Source organism: Paraburkholderia sp. Clong3, from assembly GCF_050436485.1.
Classification (GTDB): Bacteria; Pseudomonadota; Gammaproteobacteria; order Burkholderiales; family Burkholderiaceae; genus Paraburkholderia; species Paraburkholderia tuberum.
Genome location: NZ_JBNDMH010000004.1, coordinates 210,859 through 231,563 on the forward strand (window position 1 = coordinate 210,859; position 20,705 = coordinate 231,563).

Consider the following 20,705-nt stretch of genomic DNA (forward strand, 5'->3'; position numbering starts at 1 on the left):
ATGACGGGGTAGCCTCTGAAGCAGGATTGGCAACACTGAGCGCTGGACGCCCGGTGCTGCCTTCCGGCTGCCGGTCGGGCTCGGAGGAAAGTTCAAGGACTGCGGCTATGGTCTATTCGGATGTGGTCTCTCTCACCGTCCATTGTCAACGCGAGTCGTCGGACGAATTCAGGCAAAAGCTATGCCGTTTTCGTTATCTTTCGGGGGATTTGAGGCAGGGTTTTGCGCAATACTGACTTTACTTCTCGCGTCACTGACGCATCGACACTGACCCGGCTAGCCCGGAGTCCATCTTCTGTCCAAGTCGTGCCTCTGCGCATGCTCCGACCAGCCGGCAACTGGTGTGGAATCTTCTGCTGATGAGCGCCTAGCCCGCGCTCCCCATCTTTCAGTCATAAAACTCGTTGCTGGCCGCATTCATTTGCGCCGCGACATCGTTCGGACCCGGATCATTCGGGTGTTCTCTCTCCAGAGCCCGTCTGGGTAGAACGATCGTAGTGGACTGATCCGTGAACCTGCGGCGGAATGTATTTTCCGAAAATGGGCTGTTGCGCAGCGTGACCATGCTGCGCGGGAACGACCTAACGTTCCCGACTGTGAGCCTCACGGCTCCCTGAGCGCCACGACTCCGGAAGGGTTGTGGCGCTCGGGTCATTTGATCCGAATCCCGAAGCGCGCTCCTCTGACCGAGGAACGCGTTTTTTTTCGTCCTTTAGTTCCTGTCCCGTACGGAGGTCTTCCATGCTTCCCGACCGTCTTGACCAGCGCATTGCCCAAGCGATCAGCGACACGATTGCCCAGGAACGCGCATCTGCAGATACCGCATCGCCTGCATGGCGCACGCGGTGCGAGGTAGCACGGTTCGCGACGTTCAGCGATCCCGAGCGCCGCGTTTTTCTTTCACATGTTGCTGGACGCCGCGGCGAGGCGGCGGCGCACGAACTGGAGCAGTCGGCCAGCGAACTGCGCACTACGGCAATCTTTTTCTTGGCAAGGAAACTCTCATGAACGCAGTTGTCAGCATGCTCAACGGCCCTGTGCGTAGCGTCGTTGAAGAACGGGCATTGCGCCCGCCGGTGATCGGACATATCCGGCCCGGCATCAAGGTGCTCACGTCCAGCGCACGCAAGAACAACCGTGCCGTGGAAATCTACAACGACATGGTGGCAGCGGGCGACTCATTCGACACGATCGGCAAGTCGATCGAATCGAAGTGCGGACTGAAAAACGCGCTCGCGCCGAAGAACACGCCCTATTTCACATGCCGCCGCTCGGACTTCACCAATCCAGACGTCGCCGACGAAATCCTCAGGCTGTACGGCGAGGACCGTGGCGAAGGCCTGAAGCTGTACCGCTTTCCGGTGCTGTTTGCGTTCAACGACTGGATGCAGAATCTGCCCAACCAGATGGCCGTCTACGGCACCAACGGTCGCAAGTTCTTCTCGCAGTACGAACGCGATGGCATCCGCTACTGCATGACGTACGCGAAGATGGAACGCGACCAGCGTGCCCAGCGGGCGGTTCGCCACTTCGGCGGGCGCACCGTCATCCGGCGCCAGGACGAAGCGATCCCTGACGGCATCTGTGACCCCGAACAGTGTCCGCAGTATCAGGCGCGACAATGCAATCTGTCGGCGAGCTTCATCTTCGCTGTGCCGGATATCAAGGGTCTGGGACTCATCGAGTTGCCGACGAATTCGATCTACGTGCTTCAGAAGGCGTATTCGGCCATGCAGACTGTGCAGCTTGCCAGAGGCAAACTGACCGGGACCCGCTTCTGGATCACCAAGCGCGAGTTCGATATCACGCGGATCAACGAGAACGGCGAAGCGGTTCGGGCAAAACAGTTGCTGACCGTGCTCGATGCTGACATCGACATCGGTGCACTGCTCGACGGCGCCGATGTCGCGGTCCCGGCAATCGAAGCGGCCGGACGCGCCGTCGCTTTGCTCGAAGCAGGTGGCAACGTTGTCCCGATCGGCGCTGGATTGCCGGTCGCTGTCGCAGAAGGCGCCAGCGCGAGCGTCGCCGATGAAGTCGATGACCGGGTTGCCGCCCAAACCGCAGGAGGGCAGCCACAGTCAGTAGTTGACGATGGCGCATCCGAAGCGGGTCGTGCGCATCAACGCGCAGTGTCGTCGCAAGCTGATGTCGGGGCGGACAGTGTGGTGGAGACACTCGTAGACAAGCTGGACCGTATGTCGGACCTGCTGAAGCGTCTCGGGTTGAGCGCGGAAAACCGGAAGGAGGATTTCCGGGTCTTTGCGCACAACACCTATGGACGTGGATGGGTCGAGCGGCCACAGGATGTCGACAGCATGAACGAGCGTCTTGAGAAGGCACTGACTGATCGCGCAGCACTCGATCGTGACATCGCGGCGACCAGGCAGACGAAGTTCTTCGACTGACCGGCTTTCCGCGCCCCCTTCCGTCAGCCCTTCTGGGCTGGCTTTTTCCGTTTCTGTCCCTGCGTCCTCCTGGGCGCGCATTCCAACAATGGCTGCCGTATGGCGGCCGTTTTCATTATGGAGACGATTTTGCAACTCGCACATTTTTCTGACCTGCATTACGCGCCGGACAATCTGGCTGAGTCGGATCGCTGTTTCAGCTTCGCTGTAGGCAACGCGATAGTCAGCGGCGCGACAGTCGGGGTCGTCTCGGGTGACGCAACCGATCACCGGCTCGACGCGCATGCACCATCGCTGAATGCATTGGCGACCCAGATTCACCGGCTCGCCAAGGCTATGCCCGTTCTCATGCTTCAGGGAACGTTTTCGCACGAACCACCCGGTACGCTCGACAACTTCACGCTGATGGGCGGCACGCATCAGATCTTCGTGGCCAACCGGTTCTCACAGGTCGCGCTCGTCGACGGGCGATTCTGGGTATCGACGGGGTCGGTGTTCTCGGATGACGAACTGCGAGGGTTCATCAGCGTGATTCCGGAAGTCGTCTTCACCTGCCTTCCCACGGTCAACAAGGGCCAGCTGGCCGCGAGCGTTGGCGCGCTCGAGGCCGGTACGGGACTGGGCGATGTGCTCGCCGCATTTCTGGCGGCGGCGGGCCGGGTCAACAGGCAGCTTCGCGCAGCGGGGATTCGTACGGTCGGTGTTTCGCACGGGACGGTCAACGGTTGTACGACCGAACATGGCGTCGTCATGGCGGGCTTCGATCACGAGTTTTCGTTGACGGCGCTGTTCGAAGCCGAATGCGATGCCTTCATGCTCGGCCACATCCACAAGGCGCAGCAGTGGGAGCGCGACGGCAGGCTTGTCGCGTACCCGGGCTCGATTGGCCGGTTTCACTATGGCGAAGAGGGCGACAAGGGCTATCTGTCGTGGGACGTTGAACCGGGCAGTGCGACAGCAACGCTGGTCGCAACGCCGTCGCGTCAGATGATCTGTGTGGACTTCGACGGGCCACCGGATATGGCGAAGCTCGAGGAGATCGCAGCGCACGCCGGCGACAAGTTCGTGCGTGTGCGCTGGCAGGTCGATGAAGAGCATCGCCAGGTGGTGGATCGTGAAGCGATCAAGGCGCTGTTTTCCGGCGCAGCAGATCTGAAGATCGAGTCGCGCGTGTTGCCGGTGGTTCGCAGTCGTGCCCAGGGCATCAGTCTGGAGACGACCGTCGAGGGGAAGCTCGGGCGCTGGTGCGAACTGGCCAGCGTCGACGCAAGCCCGCTTCAGGACCGGTTGCAGCTGCTCGCCTCCGGCGACGTGGACGCGATCGCGGCCAGTGTGCTCGCCGGTATTGATTCGCGGCCTGAATCGCCCGCGTTCGCTACGGTGCTTGCGCACCCGGCTGCGTCGCTGGACACGGCAGACGAAGCTGCGGCCGGGCCCGTCGAATCCGACACGAAGGCGACCGGCGTACCGGCGTCGCTCGACTGGCTCAACGACGATCTGTTTGCGGCCTAGCCGCCATAGCGGGAGTGTCCTGCAGGACACTCTCGCGCGGAACACAGCCGTGTTCCGGAAGCCCGTCAACCACGACACCCCGGCGGGCTCCAGGAACAAGGTTCACCCGCGTCACTGACGCATCGATTGCAGTTTGCTGCATCCATCTTTTTCCTTAACCCTGGCGGGGATTCATCCCCTCAGGGATGCACTCCGCCGATTTTCTTCGGAGTGTCATCATGTTTGGTCTTTATCCCGCCGGCGCCCAATGGGTCCGGCACTTCACAGCCAACCGCACGCCGCGCGAGATCCAGAAGATCCTGACGGATCATGCTGGCTATCGCGCGAGCATCTTTCACCTTCCGTTTGGCGAACAGCGCGGCGCGGTGATTGCGCAGTCGGACCGCTTCCTGATCCTCGCTGCAACCGTCAACGCGGCAACGGCGGATCTGGCCATTGTGCCCGACGTACAGTTACAGAACCTGCTGTGGTCGTTTAACACAGGCTACGCAAACCAGTGGGGCTCGCGCGAGCTGCTCGCGCTGACCGGTAGTGATAACTGGGACGGGCTCATCCGGCGTACCAGCGCCGCGTATGCCGCCGTCTGCAGGACGGTCGGCGAAGCGGTCGACGGGTCGCTGGAGAAGAGGGCGGCTGAGAGGGCGGCTGAAAAGGCCGCTGCAAAAGCTGCACACGTATCTGATCCGATCGTTGGACGGATGTTGTCCAACGACGATGATGCGCCGTGGCTGCCATCGGACTATCTGTACGACGCGCCGCTTCAGGAGGTGCCGACATGCGCCCACTGAAACTGACACTGACAGGCTTCATTGGCGTTCGTGACGGGATGAAGCGCGACACCATCACGCTCGATCTCAAATCGCTTCCGGCAGGCCTGATTGCGCTGACGGGTCCGAACGGGGCGGGAAAGTCCACGATCATGGACAACCTGCATCCGTACCGGATCATGCCTTCGCGAGCCGCAAAACTGTCGGTCGACGCGTTCTCGTACTGGGACCACGTCTACGGCGCGCACGCGCTCAGTGAGTTCGAGTGGGAGCATGGTGGTGTGCGGTACCGCTCGTCGTTCGCGTTCCGCAAGCCCGGCAAGACCGGCAAGGCCGAGTACTACCTGGCGTGGCGCGATGCGGACGGGAACTGGCAGCCCATGCAGACAGGGGACGGCACCGTCTCCGATGGCAAGGCAGAGTCCTATGACCTGTGCGTCGAGTCGGTGTGTGGCTCGCTGGAATCGTTCTTTACCAGTGTGTTTTCCGCGCAGAACCGGCGTCCGCTCGCATCCTATGGTGCAAGTGAGATCAAGGCACTGCTCGCGGAACTGCTGCACATCGATGACCTGCGCACGCTGTCGGCGAAAGCCGCTGATGTCGCGAAGGCGCTTGGTCGCGCGCTCGATTCCACGCAACAGCAACTCGTTGCGCTCGGATCGAAGCGCGATCGCATCGCGCAGATCGATCAGGCCATCGCTTCCGATGCACAGTCTGTCATCACGACTCGCGAGAGCCGGGAGACGCTGAACGCAAAGGTGGGAACCCTGACCGACCAGCGCGCCGTGCTCGCGGCAAAGCAGACTGCCAATGCCAGTGCGCAGGCCCGCTTGCGGGAACTCGGCACGCGGCGAAGCCAGATCGCGACGGCCATGCAGGTGCTTGTTACCGATGCGAGCGCCGACGAACGGCGCCTGAACCAGCGGCGCGCGTCGTTGCGCTCATCCATCGCGGAACACAACGCAGTGATTGCGCAACGTGACGCGATTCTGGGTGCCGTCACAGCACGCGATGCTGCCCAGGCGCGTATCGCGAGCGAGGAGGCGCGGGTCGAGCCGATCCAGCGGGAGATTTCTGCCCTTGAGGAAAAGCAGCTCGCGCTGACCGCGGCGACCTCCCGTCTGAAAGGGCTGGAGTCGGAGGGGACGTCGAAGATGACTCTCCTGAGGTCGCTGGAACAGCAGGCGAGTGTGATCAGTACCGTGCCCTGTGCCGGTCATGAGATGCACACCGCCTGCCCCTTGCTAGCGCAGGCCCGTCAGGCAGACGTACAGGTTCAGGAGCACCGTATTTCGCTCACGAATCTTCGTGCGACGTTTCGTGCCAAACGCGATGAGATCGAACTTCTGACGCCTCAGGTGCAGCATCTTGCTGGCAGGCGCACGGAGCTGAAGGCGGTCAATGATGCGATCGCGGCCGCGCGCCGTGACCTTCAGAAAGCCGTCGATCTCGCCGCACGCAAGCCGCTGCTCGATGCCGCAACCGAAGGTCTCAGCAAAGCCAGTGAAGAACTGGCCGCGCTCGGGACTGAGGAAGCAACCCTACGTGCCCGTCGCGAGGCGCAGCAGGAGCGTCTGTCGGAGGAAGTGAAGGAACTGGATGCGGAAGTCGCACGCCTCGGCGTCGAGGACGTGACCGGTGCCATCGCCGATATCGATCGGCAGCTCACGCAGTTCCGTGAAGCCATCACCGCAGCCGATGCACGGATCGAATCGCTGATCCGCTCGCAGACGATGCGTGAGGTTGAACGGCAGGCGATCGCAAACGAGCTTGCGGGGTTCGACGCGACACAATCGCGTGCGAACCGCATCTCCGATGAGATTGCCCAGTGGAAGCTCCTTGCCAAAGGCCTCGGCAATGAAGGCGTCATCGCCCTGACGATCGATGATGCCGGCCCGGCACTCACGAAGATGGTGAACGACCTGCTGCTCGCCTGTTACGGCATGCGCTTCACGGTCGAAATCCAGACGCAGCGTGCGCTGGCCAGCGGAGAACTGCGCGAGGGGTTTGAAATTCTCGTGCACGACGCCGATCACGACAGCACCAAGGCAGTCACGGTGATGTCAGGTGGCCAGAAAGTCTGGATCAACGAGTGTCTGACGCGCGGCATCGCGCTGTATCTGGCGAGCAACGCAGGGCAGCCGTATCAGACCCTGTTCAGCGACGAGTCCGATGGTCCGCTCGATCCGCAGCGCAAGCTGCAGTTCATGCGGATGAAGCGGGAAGTGCTGCGGCAGGGCGGGTACGAGCGGGAGTACTTCATCTCGCAGACACCCGATCTGGTGGCGGAAGCTGATGCAGTCATTGACGTCGAGGCGCTCGCTGCCTGACGTCGTTTCTTTTAACCCTGTGGCGAAACGCTCCCCACAGGGGCGTCCCCTCGCCTGTTTTCACAACAAGGAATCCCATGCTGAACTTTCTGATGCTGCTTTTCGCGGCAGGCAGTTCGTCGCTGTGCGCCTGCACGACTCAAGCCGCGGCGCATGTTGAACCGGCGAAGCCGGCACCGACGATCATTGTCCAGAAGCCGCGCGGCGAGCCCGGCGACTTCGTGCTCTGCAAGGATGGTCGCGTGCTGGTGTTCCCGGCCGCGCATCCGAAAACCTGTTCCTGATCTCGCGAACCCCGACCTCGACAGAGTGTCGGGGCCTATCGCATCAACCTTGGAGGCGAACATGAAGAAGCAGATCGCAGCCGCAACCGTGATCGGGGCAATGCTGGCACTTGCATGCCTGCTTTGGGAACAGCAGTCGTTTGCTGCACTTCACAAACATGCGACTCGCGCACCAGGTATAAGTCCGTCGCCGTTCGACCGGCAACTTCGTCGCGCCTGACTGCCGTCATCGCATTTTCTTTACCCCGACCGGGCAGACCTCCCGGTTGGGGTGGTCTGCCCGGCATCCTTTAAGGAGCCGAAATTGACCTATTCATGCAGTGATTTTCTCGATGATGTCATGTGCAGTCTCGTCCACTCCCGTGCGATCACTGAGGCGGAAATTCCTGCCGATGATCCCGGCAAAGCCTCCGACGTCGCGACCGCGGCAATCCTGATGATGCACCGTGCAGGCCTGTCCTCGCGGTTCATGCGCGAACTCCTGAACGCAGAGGAAACGCTGGGCGGAATCGCTGAAGTCCACGGAGTCGACGCCCCAAATAGCCGACGGGCAATCCAAGGCTATTGCTCTCCTGGAAAGCCAGAAACTGCCTGACAGCGCGGTTCCTCGTCGTGTTCAGGACAGAGTCAAATGGGCGCTGAACCGGCTGCGTGAGCATGAAGCCGCGCTTGACGGGGTGCGGTCGGCTCGCGGGAACAGCCAGATTCTGGCACTGGAGCTCAAAGATCGCGAAGACATGATCAGGCAGGCAATGGACAGGCTCGATGAATTTCGAAACATGGCTGCGAAAAAAGGCGTGGATGCCGACGCGTTTATCCAATCCATCGGCGGTGCTCCCGATCTGGCGAGATTCGGATACAAGCCTCAATCAACGGGGAAAGTGCCGGAAAAGCGCATCGTGGCCACGCCTACTCTGCCGCAAGACATGCGACGCGGATTGTTGACGGATGACGGTTACCTGCTGCTTGAGGTAAATGGCAAGTGGACAGACGGCGACATGACGTTCCGTCCAGAGGAAGTCGAGGGCGAGATCATCCGGGATGTGCATGTTCGCCCAGACCTGGCTGAACGTGTGGCCAGGATTCTCTCGGCGAGCCAGCGCGATGCAATTGAAGCCCGGGACTTGCCGGAAAGCCGCACGCCTCGGTCGGAAACTGTAGTCGCGGAATTGCACGAGCGGCAGTAGCGGCCGGTGAACCTCGCGCTAACCAACACCCTTAAACCGCCCGTCGAGCATCCCCATCTTGGGGCGCTCCACGGGCTTTTTTTTGACACTCGCGGAGCCGATGCTGGATCTACGGCTCGTAGATGGTGGAAGGCATCGGGTCTCGGTCGAAAGACGCCACAATTCCCGCATCTTTTCACGTGGCCACACGCGCGCGTTGGAATTACTCTTTGGAAATCTCTGCGCCACTGGCGCATCGACCGGCCCGCCTCGCGGGCTTTTGTTTGGTGCGCCGAGCATGCACAACAGCTTGGGGGTGAGAGTCCCCTGTCCAACCTGATGGTGGTGAAGGACTAGCGAAACGCAAGGGCGTCGTCGCGAGGCGGGGTCTGAAGGAAGCGTGTAGCAAAGCCATGACCTGACGAACAGAAACCAGATGCGAGGCCTACCCGGGCGGACGAGCGAGCTAATGATCGCGAAGTCCATAGCCATCAAGGCCCGGGGTGGTAAATCTGGCGGGTGTGTGGTGAAGGCGGTTGTGCTTACCTCGGGAGGCCTGCCCGGTGTCCTGGATTCAGGACTGAACGGACCGTAAGGGACGTTGACCACCGTGCAGGAGTCAGCAGCGGGCATATTAGGGCGGCGACGCCTGAAGGCCCAAACGGAGAGGAGCGGCAAGTAAGCCGGAGAACTCGACATGGGAGCGCAGCAGAAAACGCATCGCGTCCTTGATGGCAGAGACAGGGGTGAAGCCCCGGTGGTTGCTGATCGAGGGGCTGAACCTATGGCGGCGAACCCCGAGCCTGAAAGCCCGTCGGCTTGTGACCGACTGATGGAAGAAGTCTGTGAACGGGAGAACCTGAAGCAGGCGTTGAAACGTGTGAAAGCGAACAAGGGTGCACCGGGCGTGGACGGCATGACGGTTCAGGCACTACCGGCGTATCTGCGAGAGCACTGGCCGTCGATACGGGCCACGCTGCTGAACGGCACGTACAAACCACAACCTGTGAGACGGGTCGAGATACCCAAGCCGGATGGAGGTGGCGTGCGCAAGCTCGGCATTCCTTCTGCGCTCGACCGATTCGTTCAGCAAGCGGTGTTGCAGGTGCTGCAAAGGCAGTGGGACCCGACGTTCTCGGATGCCAGTTTCGGCTTCCGTCCGGGACGCTCGGCGCATCAGGCGGTGGAGCGCGCACAGGGTTACATCCAGGCGGGAGACCGCTGGGTTGTAGATCTGGACCTCGAGAAATTCTTCGACCGCGTGAGCCACGATATCCTGATGAGCCGGGTGGCAAAGCGAGTTAGCGACAAGCGAATGCTGAAGCTGATCCGCTCCTTCCTGACGGCGGGCGTGATGGAGCACGGGCTGGTTGGCGCAACGGATGAAGGGACACCCCAGGGCGGTCCGCTGTCACCGCTGTTATCCAATCTGATGCTCGATGATCTTGACCGGGAGCTTGAGCGACGCGGACTGCGATTCGTGAGGTACGCCGATGACTGTAACGTCTACGTACGCAGCGAACGCGCAGGCCAGCGGGTGATGGCGGGGCTGAAAGTCTTCCTCACCGGCAGGCTGAAGCTGAAGGTCAACGAGTCGAAGAGCGCGGTCGCGCGGCCACACACACGCAAATTCCTTGGGTTCACCTTCTCGGGTCAGCCACAGGCCAAACGTCGCATTGCGCCCAAGGCCCTGATCCGTTTCAAGGAACGAGTCCGGGAATTGACCCAACGCACGCGCCGGGTCAGCGTCGACCAGATGATCGGCGCGCTGAAACGATATCTGACTGGTTGGCGCGGCTACTTCGGTTTCTGCGAAACGCCGAGTGTTCTTCAGCGACTGGATGAATGGGTACGTCGCCGCATCCGCTGCTTCTTCTGGAAGCAGTGGCGACGCGGCCGTACCCGCTTCCGGGAGTTGCTGGCGCGCGGTGTCGATCGGAATCTTGCCGCCCAGACTGCTGGATCCCCGCACAACGCCTGGCGGCTGAGTAATAGCCCCGCGGTGCAACGGGCACTGACCAATCGCCTTCTGCGATCGCTTGGTCTTCCATCGTTGAATATCTAGCCGGGCAACCGATCCGAACCGCCGTGTACGGACCCGTACGCACGGTGGTAATGGAATGGACGCCCCCGTCCGAAACGGCATCGATGTGCCAAAGTGGTAGTGCGTCGAAGCACGACCATCATCGGAGGAGGCGTCATCATGAACGTTACTACAGTCGGCATTGACCTTGCCAAGAATGTCTTCCAGGTCCACGGCGTCAACGAGCACGGCAAGCCGGTATTGACGAAGCAACTGAAGCGACACCAGATGGCCACCTTCTTTGCGAACCTTCCGGCGTGCCTCGTCGGTATGGAGGCTTGTGCCAGCGCTCACTTCTGGGCGCGGAAACTGCAGGCGTTCGGGCACACGGTGCGGCTTATGGCTCCCCAGTTCGTTAAGCCCTACGTGAAGACGAACAAGAATGACGTTGCCGACGCTGAAGCTATCTGCGAGGCCGTAGCTCGGCCGAATATGCGATTCGTGCCTGTCAAGAACATGGATCAACAGGCGGTTCTGGCATTGCACCGTGCCCGCCAGGGCTTTGTGCGCGCGCGTACTGCTCAGGCTAACCAGATCCGCGGGCTGCTAGGGGAATTCGGTCTCGTGATTCCTCGTGGGATTACGAGCATTGCGCCGCACGTGCCGCAGCTCATTGAAGATGCCAGCAACGAACTGCCGGGCTCGTTTCGGCTGTTGATACAGCGCCTGACCGATCACCTCAAGGAACTGGACCGGCAGGTGGAAGAGCTCGAGAAGCAGATTAAAGCCTGGCATCACATCAATGATGCGAGTCGCAGGCTGGCAGAGATTCCCGGCATCGGCCCGATCACTGCAAGCGCTCTGGTCGCCTCGGTGGGCGACGGCAAATGCTTCAGCAACGCTCGGCAATTGGCCGCCTGGCTCGGTCTCGTGCCGAGGCAGCATTCGAGCGGTGGCAAGCCGACGCTGCAGGGAATCAGTAAGCGCGGCGATACCTACTTGCGTACCTTGATGGTGCATGGTGCGTGTGCTGTCGTCCGCTACGTCGCCAACAAGTACGATGCGTCCTCGAGCTGGCTCCGTCGCCTACTGACGCGACGTCACACGAACGTTGCCGTGGTGGCGGTGGCCAACCGAAACGCTCGAATTGCCTGGGCGCTGCTGACCCAAGGCAGTACGTTCCGATCAGATTACGCGCCGTCCAAAGCCGGCGCGTAATCTGATCGGCTTAAAACAGGTTCTCCCCAAGAGGTTGCTCGGGCAAACGTGACGTGATGGCAAGATAGGTCAGACCGGGATCGGGAAACTCTGCCCTGCCACAGGCGCTTCGAGCGCGAGGTGGTGATTAGAGCCCGATCAGCAGATTCCATCAGGGACAGAGGCGTCGTCCGCCTCACAAACAGTCCGGATGTATGGCCGCAATCTCATCCCATCTGTCCATCGTTCACGAAGGCCTGGCAAAACGGGGGCGTCCATGTATGTGGGAGGGGTCGGGCCGTGAGGCCTGCCCCTATCCCGATTCCGTCTTTTGCCGTCGACATCGACTGCATCTTCAGGGTAAATGGGGTGCACGGTCAGCGTGGCAATGGCATACGTTGGGCGCGAGGCGTTAGAACCTTGCCCGTTGCGATGTTGCGGCGTTCGATCACGAACGAAGTTCTGACCTTGTTCCAGGACAATTCGAATACCCGATATCTGCATCAGCCAGAGGCGTCATCCCCGAACTGTATTAGCTCCTTTCGGTGTCATTCGGGATGTTGTATTCGTTGGGGGATATGGCATAGTGCCACTCATCATCTAATACAAAGGAAAGCAACCTATGGCAACGCTGGAATCCATTCAGGAAAAAATCGCAAAACTTCAGGCCCAAGCGGCAGCGGTAGCAACGAGAGATTCCGCCAAGGTTATCGCGAAGATCCGAGGTCTGATGGATCAGCACGCTTTGACCATTGCTGATATCGAAGCATCTGTGGGCAGGCGTCGCGGTCGAAAACCCGGCGTGAGTTCGTCGGCGAAGCAGGAGGCATCGGCTGCGAAATACGCTGACCCAAAGACGGGCGCCACATGGACTGGCCACGCTCGGGCACCGGCCTGGCTGGCGAACGCAAAAGACCGCAACAAGTTCCTGATTGCGGGGACTACTGCGAAGTCAGCAGCGCCTGCCCAGAAAGCGCCGAAAGCCGGGAAGTCCGTCCGGGCGCCCCAGGCTCCGATGTATCAGGATCCCAAAACGGGCGCGACGTGGAGCGGTCGGGGTCGGGCACCGGCGTGGATCGCGAACGCAAAGGACCGGATGAAGTTCCTGATCACCACAAGCTCGAAGCCCGCAGGTTCGCCGAAGACGAACGCCGGCAAAGCAGTCCTTTCCAGCAAGACAGTTGCGAAGAAGGCAACTGGCAGGAAGGCGACAGCAACGAAGCCGGCCGCCAAGAAGGTTTCTGTAAAAAGAGCTGCTACACCAGCGCAGAAAAGCGCGCCGAAGAGTGCTGGAAAAGCCAGGCCACCTGTATCGCGAAAGCCCCGCGCGGCGAAAAGCGCTGTGAAGTCGGCGGCTGCGGTCGAGGCTGTTTCGCCGCAAGCGGTGCCCGAGGCCGTGAGTACGACTGCCGAGGCATAAGTATCAAAAGACGGGTTGCAAGTGAGTCTTCGCAGCCCGGCCTCTCTCTGCACAGAACTGCCGCCTTTCGGCACGGCCCGCATGTTCATCTCAAACCTGCCCCTCGCAGTTGCTTATTGATGAGCGATGTGGCGCAAGGGTCGCAAAGGGAATGCTGACGGCACGCTGCTTATAGGATCCTGAGGTTGCGAATCTTTCCGATTGTCGGCGACCGCTTGATGATCAGGTTCGCGATGTACTCGGGCAGTAATGCGCGCGGAAGGTTGGCAGGAACATCGCTCACGAGTTGCGATGGAACCTGAACAATGAACTGGTCCGGAGACGAAGCAAGGCTGTGTTCGTAACTGACGCGCATTTCCATGTTTTTTCGTTAGAGCGACGTGTTCAACAGTGCCTCGCAGGCAGGCGCCGGAGGTGCATTGCTGCGAAGGCAGTGTAACGCGGTAAGCCCGTAGAAGCCTGAGCAACGGTTCCTGATCGCGCAGTTGTGTGCGCTCCCGCGCATGGCCGGCAAGCGGCGAGGTCTGACGATCGCAGTCTTATTCGCGGGCGGATCCGCTTATGGGCGAACCTTCGCGCATGGCCGGCCGATGTCTGTTCCCCGTGCACCTGAGCCGAAAGGTTACTGTGCCAGCTGGACGCGGCTGTTGGCGGCGCGGGTGTCGCGTGCTGCTGCCCGATGGGCAAGCCTGTCCAGATAATCACTCGCGCGGACGAAGATCTCCATGCGGGTGGCGCAAACCTGCCGGTCGTACTCGTTGATCACGTCAGTGAGACCATCGATCAACGTTTCAGGAACATTCCAGGTCCCGGTGCTATCGGCCTCGACGAGCACGTCTTCCAGACCGCGCTTAGCGGCTTCAAGGACCTCGATCTCAAGCTTTCCGTGTCCTGCCTGGACGACAAACCTCGCGATAAGCGTGACCTGCGAAACCAGATTGATCAGGGGGCGATCCGCGTCGCCATTGCGCAAACGCTCGAGGGCGATCCTTGCGCGCAGCACCAGATCAGAGGCCTCCTTTCGCGGCATAGGGAGTAATAGCGCTTTTGAATGTGCTGCCGCCGATGGCTGAATTAGCGAACGGCGTTTTTTCTTTCGGCATGTCCGGGACCGGGCAATTCAGTTCGAAACAACATGTTGGGGTCGTTTTTCTCCGATCAAGAGTCGCAGGCAAATTTAGCGTTTCTCATCGAACTGTTCCGCGAGGGCAGATGGCCTCAACCAACTTAGCTGGAAGCGACCCTCCTCGCGAAAGTGAGGGGCGTGGCAGGTAGGCCCGTGCGCCCGCTCCGGGCCGGGAAGCAGCTGACTGAAGCCGTCAGGCAGGCGCTTCGTCGTGAGTCGGGCAGCGGACGGTCCTGAAAAACGGCGCAGGAGATCACGGGTTAACGCAACTAACGGTCGGGCCCGCGTCCGCCCCAACCACCGCCTCCCGGCGGCAGCATTCGAGGAGCAGGTGGGGCGACTCGGTAAGTGCTGAAGCGTTTCCCGTCGCCTCCCGGGAGCGGAGGCAGGCGACAACGGCAAAGGTTCACTTCCTTTACTACCTTGACAACTTGGACGGCATTGCCATCTTCGGATTACCCTCATCGTTCCCAGGGAGAGACGTCATGTCTACGGCAACGATACGAGCGTCAGAGTTTTCGCGGCTACTCGTGCGTGCTGCGAAGGTGCTCGATCGTACCGGCGCGCGGACCCCGGAAGCGATCCCACGGTCGTGGCCAGTTCAATGCAGGCCGATATCGGTCAGCTTCCCGAGAAAAAGCAGCAGAAGTTCGCGCAGTCGATCGCGCTATTTGCGCAGGGTTTCGATGATGCGCTTGCGGCCGTAACCGACGCGGCGGGCGAGATCGCGCCGGCTTCGAAACCGGGACCCGGCCACCGCAGCCGTGCGCCCGCGCAGCGCGCCCGTTCCGCAGCGGACTCCAGGGCGGGGCGGCGTGCAGGCATGTCCTCCGTGGAATCGGATATGTTTGCGGAGGCGATGGCAGCCCGAGCGAAGCTCGCAAAGGAAGGGCGGTTGCTCGAGCCAGCGGAATTCATAAGACGTGCGGGCGTCACACGGCAGGCAATCAACCAGCGGCTGAAAACGGGATCGCTGTTCACCCTCGACGGCCCCAACGGGATCAGCTATTACCCTGCCTTTTTTGTGGACGAGAGCCTCGACCGGCGCACGGTTGCCCGCGCGTCCCGGGCATTGAAAGCACTGCCCGGCGCAAGCAAATGGGCGTTCTTCACGAATCCGCGGCGCTCGCTCGGCGGCCTTAGCCCCGCTGGAGGTGATTGGCGGCAAGCAGCCTGGGCGCAGGCGAGGCGGTCGCAACAGCCTTGATCCGGTCGAGCAGGTAAACCTGCCGATGGTCCAGCGGGCCGCAGCGGGCTACGCGGATGAATAGCATTTGCCTGCTCGCGCCATTAAAAGTCCCGTGAAGCCCTTTGATATCGCGTTCGGTTGGCGGCAGGAGAACCGACACGTTGGTCGAGGCGGTGTCGTCGTGCTGTTCAAGAGCGAAGTACAGAGCTGGGTGAAGGCTGCACAATCTGGAGCACTGGCAACCGGAATGCATCGCGGTCGACGAGGAAGATAACACCTGGACGATGATTGCGGGCAACGTGCGCGTCGGCGCAATGATGTGGCTAGCCAATGACGAACTATAGGCAAACGGGGAGAGTGCGTGACGCAGCTCTGCTGGCACTGACGTCTCCTCACTGGAGGGATACCGTTCGGGTGATGGCGCACGAGGCGCCTGGTGACCGATTAAGCGAGCCGTTTCTCATCGACGTGCACCGAACCGTGATCGAACAGCTTCCGGGGGAATCAGTCCGTATGCTGCGCCCATAAGGCGGCGGGCGACATGGAATGGCAGATAGTTGGCGAAGCCGCGCGGCGACAGCGCGAGATCGATGTCCCGCTCGACACGATCAGGTCTGAAGCAAGGAAAACGGGAGAGCGGGATGTCGCGGTCTGGCAAAGTCCTTTACGTGTATAGGTGCACGGTATGCGGTCATCGTGGTGAAGCACGTCTGGATGAGGGCTCCCACGACGGCGAGGCATCCACGTGTGCCATTTGTGGTGCGCGTGTAAAGCTCGAATGGGATGGCGGCGTGATATTTGAAACGCCGAAATCGATCGCAGACGAGGCGATCGAGCGCGCTCGCCAGCGAAAGTAGTTGGACACCGGAAACGTGGGAGCATTGGACGTCTGTCGGCACTGGGCTCAAGGTGCCTCGATGAAGCTGCCGAGCATGGTTCGCCGACATCCTGCGGCGCCGCAATGGCAGCTGTACTGTGCGCGGATTTCGTCGGTGATCGAGCCGTCGACCGCCAGACCATAATTAATGAAAAGCTCGTCTCCCGGCGCGATCGGGGAGAGCGCGTGAATGAACACCCGGTCGCCCGTTTCGACGGCCTCGCAGTTGGGGGCGCAGGCGTGGTTGAGAAAGCGGGCGCTGTTGCCATCGCGGCTGCCGTCGATCACCCGTCCACCGGACAGGCCAAACACGAAGGTATGGCCGGCGTCGGAGCGCTGCCGGGCGGCGGCGCGGGGGTGTCGGCGCGTCGCCAGCTCGTCACTTCCCCCTTGTATTCAATGACTTTTTCTCCAGCGGCGATCGGATGAAGCGCGAACAGTCCCATGCCATGCACCGGTGAATGTCGTGCGGTGATGCGTCGCAATCGCATGGCGTAGCTTCCTTCCCGACCCAGGGTCGTTGAGTCCTGTTGATGAGCGATGCGCAGCATAGCCCCACGCCAGCAGACGATCAATGTCTTTCTTGACTGTGTAGTAACTGTCAACACGCGACGGTCCATGATCGGATTCCCGTGTCGCCACAATTCGCTTCCCGGAACGTAGTCAGGTCGGTTCTGCGCCGCCACGCAATAGATGTCTTGATCGACGCCGATGCATTTCGCTTCGGAACCGTCAACTGCCAGGGCTCGATATCGTCGCGGGTCGATCACATTTCGGGAATTGCGCCCATTTCGATCGTCTGTTTGCCCGACGGCGAATTTGAACCAGGCGATATGCTGATAAAAGTCGCAACGAACAGGGCGCGATCGGGGTACTGGGGAGAAGAGCGCACCCCGCGGCACAGAACTCGCCGCGGGGAATGCGTCGTTATCGGCGTGATCCATGCGTGTCGTGGTCACTCAGCCGCCGGTCAAATACATTCGAGCAGGTCGGTGGCTCCCGGGGGGCGTCATTGCTCAGATTCGGAACGTCCGCTTTGTATTAGACTCGCGCCACGACGCAGGCGGCGATCATCCGCCAGCAATGAGCGAGCCAGAAAATCAGATCCGGGGAGACCAAATGATCCGAGCCGCGCTTCTTGCTTCCATCCTAGTTCTCGCAGGATGCGCAAGCGTTTCAGATATCGATACCAGCCAACTCGAACCGGGTTGCGCACAGGCCTGCACTGCCCGTTATTCGGAATGCCTCGGCAAGTTCACCCTCTTTCCGATTCAGGCGCAGCATCAGTGCACAGACGCCATGCATCTTTGCGCGAAAGCATGTCCGGCGCGTACTGTCAATGCGGCGCCCGCAAGCAACACCCAGCGATTGTCGGATCTTAACGACCTTTACAAGCACGGCCTGATTACTAAGGATGAGTACGATGCGAAGCGGGCGTCGATTATTCAAGGACTTTGAGGCGTTGAGAGAAGCCGTCGAGCGCAATCGCGTGCAGGGTAGAATAGCGCCGGCTGCATCGACAGCTGGCCAATGATTACCGTTCGCGAGAATCCCTGAGCCGTCATTTCAACGGCCAGTTTGCTCCGGAACCTGCCAGATGCTGGCAGTCAGCAACTCGGCCTTATGCGAAGCTTTCCATAAGATTGACTATCTCCCGTGCCGAACTACGTCCCGTACTCACTGGGAAGCCCAGTCCGTGTGGGACTCGCCGCATGCGTTCTGGACATTGCTATTGTCTCTTGCAGGCCCTGTTGAGTGGAACGATGCACAGTTGCTCGCGATCGTGAATGGCATCGCGGCGATCGACCGGGATTTCCCGCTCGACAACGCGCGCTTTCTGGATGGACTGATCGCGGAAGTCCGGGCGATTACCGGCCGCGTGTTTGGTGCCACCACCTATAGCCGGCTGCTGCGCGATGTCGCGCCGCAGGTCGGCGTCCAGCGCCATCCGAGTGCCCCGACGCTCCAGCAGGCGATCCTGCGTGCGCAGGCGCTCGCGCCGATCTCACAGCCGGGCAGTGCAGACAAGCGGCCGGTCGATCTCGAACTGATGCGACAGGCGCTGGCCCCCGTGGTGCGCGAGGCGCTCGCGCCGCTCTACGCGTCACAGCGCGAGCGGGCCGTCGAGCACGGGACGGTCACGGCACGCGATGCGGGCGGTGAGGGCGAGACTCGCCAGCCGGCCCTGGCGCGGTTGCAGGCGGCGCTGGAAGATGCCCAGGCGCGGATCCGGCGTCTTGAACAGGCGAACGCCCAGCTGCACCGCGAACTCGGCGAAGCGCATGCGGCGCGGGATCTGGCCGGTGAACACGTGAACCGGCTGCTCGGTGAGCTTCACGCGTCGATCGAACGCGCCGGCCTGGGCACGACGACCCTCGCGCAGACGGCCGCACAGCTGGCCGGCACCGAACGCTTCCTCAAGATGCAGAACGATGCCGTGCGGGCTGCAGGCGAGCGGTGAGGCGGACGCGCTGCGCGCGCAGAACGGCCAGCTGCGTGAGCGGATCGACCATCTGCTGCTCGAGGTCGATCAGTACCGGCGCACCCTGTCGAGCCGGCCGCCCGGGAGTCGCTGAGCGCGCAGCACGCCGGCGCAGTGCGCCACCCATCGGGCGTGTGCGCGGGTTCCTGCTGGCAGCCCGCCGCTCGCGCCAGTGCCGGATCGCGATGACGCCGGTTATCAGATGTGGCGATTTTGCTTGCGCCCACCTTTCGGCCGCCGACACCGGGACAACGCAGCAGGGGAGGGGCGCTACTTTCGGCAGGCACGCGCGTTTGCGTTCCGGCGGCCCAATGCGGTACGTTGCGGGTTTCGCTGATCAGATAGAGGCAGACATGAACAAACAGGACCTGGTTGACGCCGTCACGTCGCGCACCGGCGACAGCAAGGCCACCACCGGCGAAGCCATCAATGCCGTGCTCGCGGCGATCACGCGCGCGGTGACCGCTGACGACACGGTGCAACTGGTCGGTTTCGGCTCATTCTCGACGGGACAGCGCGCCGCACGCACCGGCCGCAATCCGGCCACCGGTGCCGAAATGCAGATCGAGGCCGCGAAGACGGTGAAGTTCACGGCGGGCAAGGCATTCAGGGAGGCCGTGAACGCGTCATGACGAAGCATCTCGTCGAGGCCGACATTTACGCGGGCCTCCACCGCGAAATTGTCAGCGTGCTCGAGTCCGCCCGACTCTCGGCTGCGCGCAGCGTGAACGCGGTTATGACCGCGGCCTACTGGGAAATCGGTCGACGGATCGTGACGGTAGAGCAAGGCGGCCGGGAGCGGGCGCAATACGGGCAGGCGCTCCTCGCGCGGCTCGCCGGTGACCTGACCCGGCGCTTCGGGCGCGGGTTCAGTCGGGCGAACCTCGTCAGCATGCGTGCGTTCTATCTGGCGTGGCCCGCCAGCGAGATTTGCCAGACACTGTCTGGACATTCTGCGTCGGCGCCGATTTGCCAGACACTGTCTGGCAAATCACCGGCGGACAAACCGGTCACCGATGCAGCGGACGACGCGCCGGATTACCTGGCGCTCGCCGCGCGCTTCACGCTGCCGTGGTCCGCCTACGTGCGCCTCCTTTCCGTGAAGACGGCCGCGGCCCGCGCCTTTTACGAGACGGAAGCATTGCGCGAAGGGTGGTCGGTGCGCCAGCTCGACCGCCAGATCGGCAGCCAGCTCTACGAGCGGCTGGCACTGTCACGCAACAAGGCGGCACTGCTCAGGAAAGCAGCTGACTCCCAGCCGGGTGATCTCCTCACACCCGAGGAGGCCATTCGTGATCCGTTCGTACTCGAGTTTCTCGACATCAGGGACGAGTATTCCGAGTCGGATCTCGAGGCTGCGCTCATCCAGCACCTGGCAGACTTCCTGCTTGAGCTCGGCGACGACTTCGCCTTTGTGGGCAGGCAGCGGCGGTTGAGAATCGACGACACGTGGTTCCGGGTCGATCTGGTGTTTTTCCACCGGCGCCTGAAATGCCTGGTCATCATCGATCTGAAGGTCGGCCGCTTCAGCTATGCCGACGCCGGGCAGATGCATCTCTATCTGAACTACGCACGTGAGCACTGGATGAAGCCCGGCGAAAACCCGCCGGTCGGCCTGATCCTGTGTGCGGAGAAAGGGGCGGCCGAGGCCCACTATGCGCTCGACAATCTGCCCAACAGGATTCTGGCCGCCGAGTATCAGACCGTGCTTCCCGACGAAACGCTGATCGCGCGGGAGCTCGAACGGTCCCGTGCAGAACTGGAACGGCGGGGAATGTCCGGCGAGCCTGGCGATGCCGAATAAACTGGGTCGTGACGGCAGTCGCTTGCGGCTGCAACGCTTGCTGGCACAGGAGCGACATTGCGTGCGGTGCTCATGTGGGGCACTGGCGCAGACCCGGGCGAGGCACTTCTGCAAACGCCC

At 61.6% G+C, this 20,705-nt stretch carries 19 protein-coding genes and 1 pseudogene; 17 read left to right on the forward strand and 3 right to left on the reverse strand.

Features of this window, described 5'->3' with window-relative positions; translation table 11 throughout:
- Positions 1-741 precede the first annotated feature (741 nt).
- From OKW30_RS39010 to OKW30_RS39065, 12 genes are all read left to right on the forward strand, one after another.
- Positions 742-1,008: a DUF7696 family protein gene (locus tag OKW30_RS39010; protein WP_429349373.1), complete on the forward strand. Its 267-nt coding sequence runs from the start codon at positions 742-744 to the stop codon at positions 1,006-1,008.
- Complete coding sequence (locus OKW30_RS39015) at positions 1,005-2,408, forward strand: hypothetical protein (RefSeq protein WP_429349374.1); 1,404 nt, start codon at positions 1,005-1,007, stop codon at positions 2,406-2,408. The genes OKW30_RS39010 and OKW30_RS39015 overlap by 4 nt, the downstream gene beginning before the upstream one ends.
- A 129-nt stretch (positions 2,409-2,537) precedes the next feature.
- A complete protein-coding gene (locus tag OKW30_RS39020) occupies positions 2,538-3,920 on the forward strand; it encodes a metallophosphoesterase family protein (RefSeq protein WP_429349375.1) in 1,383 nt (460 codons plus the stop codon).
- Between the two features lie 218 nt (positions 3,921-4,138).
- The gene (locus tag OKW30_RS39025; RefSeq protein WP_429349376.1) at positions 4,139-4,708 is read left to right on the forward strand and encodes a hypothetical protein; all 570 of its coding nucleotides are present in this window, start codon (positions 4,139-4,141) and stop codon (positions 4,706-4,708) included.
- The gene (locus tag OKW30_RS39030) at positions 4,696-7,017 is read left to right on the forward strand and encodes an SMC family ATPase (protein ID WP_429349377.1); all 2,322 of its coding nucleotides are present in this window, start codon (positions 4,696-4,698) and stop codon (positions 7,015-7,017) included. Before OKW30_RS39025 ends, OKW30_RS39030 begins: the two co-directional genes overlap by 13 nt.
- Before the next feature lie 77 nt (positions 7,018-7,094).
- Complete coding sequence (locus tag OKW30_RS39035; RefSeq protein WP_429349378.1) at positions 7,095-7,301, forward strand: hypothetical protein; 207 nt, start codon at positions 7,095-7,097, stop codon at positions 7,299-7,301.
- 61 nt (positions 7,302-7,362) lie between these two features.
- The gene (locus OKW30_RS39040) at positions 7,363-7,521 is read left to right on the forward strand and encodes a hypothetical protein (RefSeq protein WP_429349379.1); all 159 of its coding nucleotides are present in this window, start codon (positions 7,363-7,365) and stop codon (positions 7,519-7,521) included.
- 84 nt (positions 7,522-7,605) lie between these two features.
- A complete protein-coding gene (locus tag OKW30_RS39045; protein WP_429349380.1) occupies positions 7,606-7,896 on the forward strand; it encodes a hypothetical protein in 291 nt (96 codons plus the stop codon).
- Positions 7,897-8,038: 142 nt separating this feature from the next.
- Positions 8,039-8,488 (forward strand): hypothetical protein, encoded by a 450-nt coding sequence (locus OKW30_RS39050; protein ID WP_429349381.1) that lies wholly within the window; start codon positions 8,039-8,041, stop codon positions 8,486-8,488.
- A 676-nt stretch (positions 8,489-9,164) separates the two neighbouring features.
- The gene (gene ltrA, locus OKW30_RS39055; protein ID WP_429349382.1) at positions 9,165-10,532 is read left to right on the forward strand and encodes a group II intron reverse transcriptase/maturase; all 1,368 of its coding nucleotides are present in this window, start codon (positions 9,165-9,167) and stop codon (positions 10,530-10,532) included.
- Positions 10,533-10,670: 138 nt separating this feature from the next.
- The gene (locus OKW30_RS39060) at positions 10,671-11,708 is read left to right on the forward strand and encodes an IS110 family transposase (protein WP_429349383.1); all 1,038 of its coding nucleotides are present in this window, start codon (positions 10,671-10,673) and stop codon (positions 11,706-11,708) included.
- Between the two features lie 601 nt (positions 11,709-12,309).
- Positions 12,310-13,107 carry an H-NS family nucleoid-associated regulatory protein gene (locus OKW30_RS39065; protein WP_429349384.1) on the forward strand — a complete coding sequence of 266 codons (798 nt, stop codon included), beginning with the start codon at positions 12,310-12,312 and terminating at the stop codon, positions 13,105-13,107.
- A 169-nt stretch (positions 13,108-13,276) separates the two neighbouring features.
- Here OKW30_RS39065 and OKW30_RS39070 read toward each other — a convergent pair whose 3' ends face one another.
- The gene (locus tag OKW30_RS39070; RefSeq protein WP_429349385.1) at positions 13,277-13,468 is read right to left on the reverse strand and encodes a hypothetical protein; all 192 of its coding nucleotides are present in this window, start codon (positions 13,466-13,468) and stop codon (positions 13,277-13,279) included.
- 261 nt (positions 13,469-13,729) lie between these two features.
- Entirely contained in the window at positions 13,730-14,110 is a 381-nt protein-coding gene (locus OKW30_RS39075) for a hypothetical protein (protein WP_429349386.1), read from the reverse strand.
- Between the two features lie 727 nt (positions 14,111-14,837).
- Here OKW30_RS39075 and OKW30_RS39080 point away from each other — a divergent pair.
- Positions 14,838-15,440 carry a hypothetical protein gene (locus tag OKW30_RS39080; RefSeq protein ID WP_429349387.1) on the forward strand — a complete coding sequence of 201 codons (603 nt, stop codon included), beginning with the start codon at positions 14,838-14,840 and terminating at the stop codon, positions 15,438-15,440.
- Positions 15,441-16,326: 886 nt separating this feature from the next.
- Here the strand turns inward: OKW30_RS39080 and OKW30_RS39085 are convergent.
- A pseudogene (locus OKW30_RS39085) lies at positions 16,327-16,790 on the reverse strand (SET domain-containing protein).
- Positions 16,791-17,241: 451 nt separating this feature from the next.
- On the opposite strand from OKW30_RS39085, the gene OKW30_RS39090 reads away from it, so the two are divergent.
- The 4 genes from OKW30_RS39090 (at position 17,242) to OKW30_RS39105 (ending at position 20,585) form a co-directional block, all read left to right on the forward strand.
- The gene (locus OKW30_RS39090) at positions 17,242-17,757 is read left to right on the forward strand and encodes an SHOCT domain-containing protein (RefSeq protein ID WP_429349388.1); all 516 of its coding nucleotides are present in this window, start codon (positions 17,242-17,244) and stop codon (positions 17,755-17,757) included.
- A 313-nt stretch (positions 17,758-18,070) separates the two neighbouring features.
- Positions 18,071-18,760 carry a hypothetical protein gene (locus tag OKW30_RS39095; protein WP_429349389.1) on the forward strand — a complete coding sequence of 230 codons (690 nt, stop codon included), beginning with the start codon at positions 18,071-18,073 and terminating at the stop codon, positions 18,758-18,760.
- 374 nt (positions 18,761-19,134) lie between these two features.
- Positions 19,135-19,413 (forward strand): HU family DNA-binding protein, encoded by a 279-nt coding sequence (locus OKW30_RS39100; protein ID WP_429349390.1) that lies wholly within the window; start codon positions 19,135-19,137, stop codon positions 19,411-19,413.
- A complete protein-coding gene (locus tag OKW30_RS39105; RefSeq protein ID WP_429349391.1) occupies positions 19,410-20,585 on the forward strand; it encodes a PDDEXK nuclease domain-containing protein in 1,176 nt (391 codons plus the stop codon). Before OKW30_RS39100 ends, OKW30_RS39105 begins: the two co-directional genes overlap by 4 nt.
- The last annotated feature ends 120 nt before the right edge of the window (positions 20,586-20,705 follow it).

Excerpts from the sequence above, each read along its gene's own strand:
- OKW30_RS39030 (WP_429349377.1), top strand. The coding sequence starts at position 4,696 with ATGCGCCCACTGAAACTGACACTGACAGGCTTCATTGGCGTTCGTGAC.
- OKW30_RS39040 (WP_429349379.1), top strand. The coding sequence starts at position 7,363 with ATGAAGAAGCAGATCGCAGCCGCAACCGTGATCGGGGCAATGCTGGCA.
- OKW30_RS39035 (WP_429349378.1), top strand. The coding sequence starts at position 7,095 with ATGCTGAACTTTCTGATGCTGCTTTTCGCGGCAGGCAGTTCGTCGCTG.
- OKW30_RS39080 (WP_429349387.1), top strand. The coding sequence starts at position 14,838 with ATGCAGGCCGATATCGGTCAGCTTCCCGAGAAAAAGCAGCAGAAGTTC.
- OKW30_RS39010 (WP_429349373.1), top strand. The coding sequence starts at position 742 with ATGCTTCCCGACCGTCTTGACCAGCGCATTGCCCAAGCGATCAGCGAC.
- OKW30_RS39015 (WP_429349374.1), top strand. The coding sequence starts at position 1,005 with ATGAACGCAGTTGTCAGCATGCTCAACGGCCCTGTGCGTAGCGTCGTT.
- ltrA (WP_429349382.1), top strand. The coding sequence starts at position 9,165 with ATGGGAGCGCAGCAGAAAACGCATCGCGTCCTTGATGGCAGAGACAGG.
- OKW30_RS39090 (WP_429349388.1), top strand. The coding sequence starts at position 17,242 with ATGCGTGTCGTGGTCACTCAGCCGCCGGTCAAATACATTCGAGCAGGT.
- OKW30_RS39100 (WP_429349390.1), top strand. The coding sequence starts at position 19,135 with ATGAACAAACAGGACCTGGTTGACGCCGTCACGTCGCGCACCGGCGAC.
- OKW30_RS39050 (WP_429349381.1), top strand. The coding sequence starts at position 8,039 with ATGATCAGGCAGGCAATGGACAGGCTCGATGAATTTCGAAACATGGCT.
- OKW30_RS39070 (WP_429349385.1), bottom strand. The coding sequence starts at position 13,468 with ATGGAAATGCGCGTCAGTTACGAACACAGCCTTGCTTCGTCTCCGGAC.
- OKW30_RS39105 (WP_429349391.1), top strand. The coding sequence starts at position 19,410 with ATGACGAAGCATCTCGTCGAGGCCGACATTTACGCGGGCCTCCACCGC.
- OKW30_RS39060 (WP_429349383.1), top strand. The coding sequence starts at position 10,671 with ATGAACGTTACTACAGTCGGCATTGACCTTGCCAAGAATGTCTTCCAG.
- OKW30_RS39025 (WP_429349376.1), top strand. The coding sequence starts at position 4,139 with ATGTTTGGTCTTTATCCCGCCGGCGCCCAATGGGTCCGGCACTTCACA.
- OKW30_RS39065 (WP_429349384.1), top strand. The coding sequence starts at position 12,310 with ATGGCAACGCTGGAATCCATTCAGGAAAAAATCGCAAAACTTCAGGCC.